At 52.0% G+C, this 6,872-nt stretch carries 9 protein-coding genes and 1 riboswitch; all 9 genes read right to left on the bottom strand.

Annotated elements, in window-relative coordinates; translation table 11 throughout:
• A partial coding sequence (locus PHF27_RS10080) for an MATE family efflux transporter (protein ID WP_300069364.1) occupies positions 1 to 1,351 on the bottom strand: 1,351 nt, incomplete at its 3' end.
• Positions 1,348 to 1,824, bottom strand: a complete 477-nt coding sequence (locus PHF27_RS10075; RefSeq protein ID WP_300069361.1) for an acyl-CoA thioesterase — start codon at positions 1,822 to 1,824, stop codon at positions 1,348 to 1,350. The genes PHF27_RS10080 and PHF27_RS10075, both read right to left, overlap by 4 nt.
• A 21-nt stretch (positions 1,825 to 1,845) precedes the next feature.
• Entirely contained in the window at positions 1,846 to 2,100 is a 255-nt protein-coding gene (locus PHF27_RS10070; RefSeq protein WP_300069358.1) for a hypothetical protein, read from the bottom strand.
• 121 nt (positions 2,101 to 2,221) lie between these two features.
• Complete coding sequence (locus PHF27_RS10065) at positions 2,222 to 3,154, bottom strand: hypothetical protein (protein WP_300069355.1); 933 nt, start codon at positions 3,152 to 3,154, stop codon at positions 2,222 to 2,224.
• Positions 3,151 to 3,723, bottom strand: a complete 573-nt coding sequence (locus PHF27_RS10060) for an RNA polymerase sigma factor (RefSeq protein ID WP_300069352.1) — start codon at positions 3,721 to 3,723, stop codon at positions 3,151 to 3,153. Before PHF27_RS10060 ends, PHF27_RS10065 begins: the two co-directional genes overlap by 4 nt.
• Positions 3,724 to 3,829: 106 nt before the next feature.
• Positions 3,830 to 4,555: a 2-phosphosulfolactate phosphatase gene (locus PHF27_RS10055; RefSeq protein WP_300069349.1), complete on the bottom strand. Its 726-nt coding sequence runs from the start codon at positions 4,553 to 4,555 to the stop codon at positions 3,830 to 3,832.
• Between the two features lie 46 nt (positions 4,556 to 4,601).
• Positions 4,602 to 5,810: an SEC-C metal-binding domain-containing protein gene (locus tag PHF27_RS10050; protein WP_300069346.1), complete on the bottom strand. Its 1,209-nt coding sequence runs from the start codon at positions 5,808 to 5,810 to the stop codon at positions 4,602 to 4,604.
• A 228-nt stretch (positions 5,811 to 6,038) separates the two neighbouring features.
• Positions 6,039 to 6,221 (bottom strand): hypothetical protein, encoded by a 183-nt coding sequence (locus PHF27_RS10045; protein ID WP_300069343.1) that lies wholly within the window; start codon positions 6,219 to 6,221, stop codon positions 6,039 to 6,041.
• Positions 6,222 to 6,315: 94 nt separating this feature from the next.
• Positions 6,316 to 6,402: riboswitch (cyclic di-GMP riboswitch) on the bottom strand.
• 158 nt (positions 6,403 to 6,560) lie between these two features.
• A partial coding sequence (locus PHF27_RS10040) for a helix-turn-helix domain-containing protein (protein ID WP_300069340.1) occupies positions 6,561 to 6,872 on the bottom strand: 312 nt, incomplete at its 5' end.

Here is a 6,872-nt window from a genome sequence, read left to right as displayed (position 1 = left end):
ACAAAGCACTGTTAGCTTTCAGACGCTGAACATGCCGCAGGCGCAAAGCCAAGGCCACGGCTCCCGCCGCCAAGCCAACGATAAAACCGACCCAATAGCCAAAGGGACCCCACGAAGTATTTGACAATACCATGCCTACAGGCAAAGCCAATCCCCAATAAGAAACCAAGGCCACCATAAATGGTACGATCACTTCTTTATAGCCCCGCAAAATCCCCTGTATCGGCGCCGCCACCGCATCGGAAAGCTGAAAAAACGCCGCATACAACAAAAACTCGCGCGTCAACTGCAGTACGCTTTCATCTTTCGTGTACAATGCCGCCACCTGCTCGTTGCCGGCCCACAGGCCCAAAGCGCAAAACAAGGCCGCCACCAGAGCCACGGCAACGCCTAACACGGCGTACTGCCTAGCATCACGCCAGCGCCCCGCACCTACCTCAAAACCAACCACAATGGTCAGGGCCATGCTCATACTGAGCGGCAACATATAAACCAAGCCGGCAAAATTAATGGCCGCCTGATGCGCGGCAATGGTCAACGTACCAAAAGCCGCCATAAATACCGCGACAACGCCAAAAATACTTGTCTCGCAAAAAATCGCCGTTCCCAAAGGCAGCCCTAGACGCAGCTGCTCTTTCCACATAGCCGGCGACGGCGCTTGCCATTTGTCAAAAATCCCGTACCGGCAAAAAGGAGGCAGCCGGTGCACTACCCAAAATGCCGCCAGCAAAATAAGCCAATACGTTACTGCCGAGGCATAACCGGCCCCTACGCCTCCCAGCTTGGGAAAACCGAAATGACCAAAAATCAAGGCATAGTTCAACGCGATATTGATCGGCAAAGCTCCCAGGGTCACCAGCATGGTAATCCGCGTATAGCCCAAAGCATCGATAAAACATCGCAACACGGACCCTGCAAACAACGGCGCCATGCCTAATGAAATCGCCCCTAAAAACGCAAAGGCGATCCGTTGCACCTCTGCTTCTAAACCCATAGCCTGCAACGCCGCAGGCAGGACAAGCCAGCCCGCCGCCGTTGTCACCACTGCCAGCATCCCGGCTAGATATAAGCCCTGCACAACCACCGCCGCCATATCTTGGGGACGCCTGGCGCCATGCAGCTGCGCCACCATCGGCATAACCGCCAGCAAAACACCCGTTAGACCGGTATAGACAGGGAGCCATAAATTGCTGCCAATGGCTACGCCAGCCAAATCCTGCCGGCTGGCATGGCCGGACATGGTTGTGTCAAAGAAATTCATCGCACTCAAGGAAATCTGGGTAATCAGCACCGGCAGCATTACCGACAGCAATTGCCGCAGTTTTTGCTTCCAGGTAAAGGTTTGTTTCATCCTTTTTTCTTTTTCCTCGCCTTGTACTCTTCATAGCGGCGTTTTCCTTCGCCAAAGGCCTCCTCTTCTTCGGGCGTCTCCAAAATCAGCTCCGGCACCATATTAGGCCGAGCCTTCTTGTCCAAGGAAACCATTGTAAAGTAAGCGGAGAGCGCCTTCTTGCGGCCCTCGCACTCCAAGTCCTCCACTTCCACGTTGACCGCTACTTCCATAGAAGATTTGCCGGCAAAAACCACTTGCGCCGTACAAATCACCAAATCGCCAATAAAAATCGGCAGATGAAACTCCAACTCGTCCACGCGGGCCGTCACCACATTAGAACGGGCATAACGCCTGGCCGCGGCATACGCCGTGGAATCCATCAATTTCATAATCTCGCCGCCGTGAATATTACCCGCAACATTAGCCTGACTAGGCATCATTACTTCACTGATCACTAACTGCGATTCACTGGATGTTTTCTTGCTGCTCATAAACTGCCTCCTCTAAGTCCCTCATTTTTCACGGGCGGCCTTATGCTGCTGAATTTTCTCCTCCGCCGCCTGCTGCGCTTCTTCCAAGGTCGCATAGGTCACTTGGCCGCTGGCTTTCCAATAAGAATAATACTCCCAACCGCCGCGTTCCTTAATTTCAACCGTAAACCGTCCTTCTTCATGCCGCTCCAGGATGACGCTATAGCCCGCTTCCTCACCAACCCACTCCCGTTTGATAATGCCCCAATCAACGGTCTCTTGATAACGGTAATCCATAGTTGCCGCCTCCTTTTTTTTGCATTAACCCCAAAGAACGCTTGTCATATATTTCGCCGCGCGCCTGTAAATGCCTTCAATACGGTCCGTATTTAACGCGAGCTTTACAAGACCACGGAGCTCATTTCTCAGCTTCTGGTCCTACTAACGCCGCCGCTACTTTGCGCAGTTCCACCTCACCGCCTCGCCCTTCCAGCACCAATACGCGCCCTTCGCGAGATAGTACAAGACGATTCGCTCCCAAGACAGCGGCCGCTCGCTGCAACGCCGCCTTTTCTTGCAGCCGTTCCGGCCGCCACTGTGTCACTGCCACTTCTTGCGGCGTATCCTGACGGTATACATGACGCCATATTGTTTTCTGCCCGTCATGCCAAACTACATCCGCCGCCTCCCCAGGCAATACCAATGGCTCCGTCCGTTCTTCAGGCAGCCTTACAGTCCGCATGGCATACAGTTTAACGCGGTTTGACGCTTGTTCCGACTGTTCCGACCAAGCAACTACGGCTCCGCTGCTTTCGTTGCCCGCTTCCTCAGCAACCGCTGCAGCCGCCGCTAAAATCGGCATTGCCGGCATTACAGCCGCTTCTTCTCTTGCTTGGAGGATCAATGGCTGCACAGGCTCCGCTTTGCGTTCCACCGCCACAGCAGCGCTGCGCAGCGGCGCCACCGCTACCTCTGTTGTCTGCGGCGTTTCTTTCGGCGCAACCGCCACAGGAGAAGGCGAGGAAGGAAACAGCTGTAAGGCCAGCAGTACCGATGCCGCCAGGCCCAGCGCACCGGCATACAGCCAGCTCCGCTTCCTTTGCGGTGACAAGCCGGACTTCTCCGGTACAGGAGCTTCCTGCAGCAAAGCTTGCGCTTCCAAAAGCTCCAAGGTTTCCTGCAACAACTGCGGCGGCGGTTCTACGCTTTGCCTCACCCAGCACGCCGTCTCCAGCAAATCGTCTAATTCTTCTGCTTCCTGTTGCTCCGTTTTTTCAGCATTCAGTCGATCCAACGCCGCAGACAAGGCTTCTTGCTGTTTCTTATTTTCTTCTTCTAGGTGCCGGCTCATTTCCTCACCTCCTCTGATTCTAAAAATCCTCGCACCGCCAAACGCTTCCGCACCTGCTCCAGTGCCCGCAACTGCAGCATCTTAACGGCCCCTTCGGACTTGCCCAGCGCCGCCGCCGTGTCCTTGACCGAAAAACCTGCCAGCAATCGCCACTCCAGGGTCTGTCGCTGTTCTAACGGCAGCTCGCCCATCACTTCTTGCAAAACGATTTGCCGCTCTTGTCGCAAAGTCCAAGCTTCCGGCCCCTCTTCAACCGGCAGCTGCTGCTTGCATTCTTCCAACTCTACCAATACCGGCTTGCGGCCGTTCTTGCGCCAATGGTCCACCACCAAATTGCCTGCAATTCGATACAAAAAGCTTTTGAACGAAGCTCCATTCTGCCGATATTGCGGCAAAGCGCGTACAAGGCGCAGCCAGGTTTCCTGCGACAACTCCTTGGCTTCCTCCCTATCGCCCACCTTGTAGGCCAAAAAACGGTATAAAGGCTGCCAGTGCAGCGCCACTAAGGCGTTCACCGCCTCACGGTCTCCTGCCTGGGCCTTATCAATCAAATCCGCTTCTTCCTGCACTAGCTCACCTCCTTCTACGTATAGCAAAAGAGCTGTCCAAGCAGATATGCGGACAGCCCCTATTTCACTCTTACCTATTTGCGCTCTAGAAAATCAGGAGAATAAATTAGTGGTTCCCAATACAAGTTATCACGCCGTCGCGGTATTCCGGCACCACTGGAACTGCATCAATTTCAAAGCAGCGGCGGACATCCTCCATGCGGTTAAGATCCTGCAGACGCTGACCGTTGCGGCTGACAACCGCCGTTTCCAAAAGACAAGCTTCCGCGCCCGCGTATAGCATCATCGCCGCTCGAGCCGCATCAGTCAGCTCCGCTTCCGGCTGCAGTTGGGCTAGACGCTGCAACAGCAGTCCGGCGCACAAGGAATCCTCTAAAGAAAACAAACCATCCGTACCGGCGCAAACTACAAGCACATCCTTGCCGGCTTGCGCAGCCTCTTCACAAACCGCCGAGGCGTTTAAAAAAGAGCCGATCAACGTCCGATACGCGCCGTCTGTCGCCTTGATAGCTACTGTGCCGTTGCTTGTTGTAGCTACGACAACACGTCCGTCCACAACTTCCGCTGCATAATCGAAGGGAGAATTCCCCAGCTCACAGCCTTCCAAACGCAACGACTGCCGCTCGCCAGCTAAAAGAACAGGCTCATCCTGCTCCTGCGCCGCCTGCCGGGCGTCTTCCAAGGAAAGCACCGGAATGATCGCTTTACAGCCATTTTTCATTCCTGTAGTCATACAAGTCGTCGCCCGGAAAATATCCAGCACAATACAGAGCGTCTCCTGCAAATCCATGCCCTGTACTTCCGCGGGCCGAAAACACACATCCAGTTTCATCCTAGTTCCTCCGCCAGTTTCCTCTTTTAAGGTTCTCAAGAGTTCCTTAGTTTGCGCCGCAGCACTTTTTATATTTCTTACCGCTGCCGCACGGACATAATTCATTTCGTCCAATTTTATCGGCATTCACTACAGGCTGTTTCTTCTTAACCAGATCTAAGTGACGATCTTCAACACCCTGAAGACGCAGTTCCTGCGGCGCATGGCCTTTCAGCACCCACAACGGCGTTTCGTTATGCAGGGAAATCAGCGCCTTCGTAAGACCCTGTACGACTTCCATATTGGGGAATTCCAACGCTTCACCCAATTCCTGCAATAACAAGGACACATCTTTGTCGTTGCGAATCATTTCTACGCTATATGCGGCCAATTCTCGGGCCACCTGCCGATCCAACTCCCAATTGCTCTGAAATACTTCCAACAGCTCTTGGAAGGCCGGATACTCTTCCACAAAGTCCGCTTTTCCCGCCGCATACAATTGCTCATACGAAAACGCCGCAAAAGGCAAGGAACTGCGCAATTCCTGCTCTTCTCGAACAGCCTCCACGTCATCAACGCGCCAATCCCACCAAAGCCCTTCGCCACAAGCAATATCGCCGTCACTATATAAACGGTACCAGGATAGCACTCCTAAGATTTCTTCTTCCACTACTTCTTTGCCTGTAAGAGTCTCTAAAAACGCCTTAATTTCTTCTGTCGACAATACACCGTAGTAATGGAGCAAACCGGTCGTCAAACGAGTCCACTGCTCATTGCGGGCGGCAACCTGTCCCAAGCCTTCCTGATCAAAACGTTCAAACAGCGCTGCAAGCTCTTGCGGCAAAAACACCGTTTTCCCCGCAGGGAATGTGCCTCGAAATACCCAGCCAACCGTTTCCAGTTCCCGCCAAAGATGATTCTCTTCCTCGCCGACAAAACGCAGTCCGCCATCAGCAATCGTCTTCTTCAGCCATTGATATTGCACCAAGTCCAACAGTTGAAACAGCGCGGGCGCCCGCAGCAGCAAAGCCTCCGCCAATACTGGCACCAGTTCCTGCTTTTTCAGCGAGCTGACACCTGCAAGACCCATATTCTGACGAAGCAGCGTAAGCTCCGGCATAGTGCTGGCTGACAGCGCTTCGACCAGCCCCGGTCTGTCGCTATAGGTATGACGCCAACGTTTTTCTTCCTGTTTGGCCGCTTCTTGCTCCGCCTTTTTAGCCTCTTCCTCTTGCAAGCTCAAATGCGCTTCGCTTTCCTTTGCTGTTTCTTTCATTATGCTCCTTCTTTCCTTTCTAATTATGCGATTTATTACGCGGCAGACTTCTTGTCTTACAAGGGTCTGTTCTTTTTATAAGCATAGATGATTTCCCGATTCTTGTCTACTCTTGAAGGCTCCCTCTTGCAAATCTCCACGTACAGCGTCATGTAAAAAGCCTGACGGATATAAAAAAAATACAGCAAGCCTTTTTTCATAAGCTTGCTGTATACCCCTGTTGTTTATTTAACAACACGCCTTAGCTGAAGCTTGTACATACAAGTGTACAATCCCCCATTTTCTAAGCGTAGCTATCTGAGAATCCGACAAACACACGCCTTTATCCAACAAGATCATTCCCTGTGAAGAAACAACTTCTTTCGCCAGCACCATACCGCTTTCTACTTCAGCCACCGTGATCTTTTTCATGTTCCCTCTCCTTTCTCACAAAAATCAGCCGCACCGCCCAAAACAAAAAACTGCTTCAACCAAGGTTGTTGCAGTTTACGTACGCTTCACAAAAAGCAGCAACCTGGCAATCCTAGGCTTCCCAGCCCTTAGACCCACGGCTTTGCGTCCTTGCTTTTCAGCAAGTTTGCCAAATTTGTAATTTTTTAGTATTTACACTTTCATTTTACACAATTTTTTTATATATTACAAGTTTTCTTAGTACTTTAATCCCTGATTTTTACATATTAAAAATACGACCATAGTCTTATAGCGTTAGTAAAAACGCCGCCTGAAAACCTTATACAATTCCACTATGTTTCATACGCCTGCTTTGCGCCGCTCAAAGTAGAAATGGGCTTGAAAATTTTTCGGCATCAAATACGCTTGCGGCGTCTCGCCTACAAGTCTTTTAAATTCTTTGCTGAAATGCGCTTGGTCATAGTAGCCTCCAGCCAACGCTAGCGGCAAATACGAGTGAGTCCTCCCCAGCATCAAGGAGCGCAGCGTCCGCTCAAACCGCGCTAGTCTCTGAAACACCTTCGGCGTTACGCCAACACCCTCTTTAAATTTACGCAACAACGTTCTTTCACTGCTAAACACCACTGAAGGCAGCATGCCCAAAGGAGTCCC

It is taken from the genome of Anaeromusa sp. (genome assembly GCF_028691475.1).
GTDB lineage: Bacteria > Bacillota > Negativicutes > Anaeromusales > Anaeromusaceae > Anaeromusa.
Note: the sequence above shows the minus strand (reverse complement) of the source record. Positions and strands in the feature narration are given on the sequence as shown.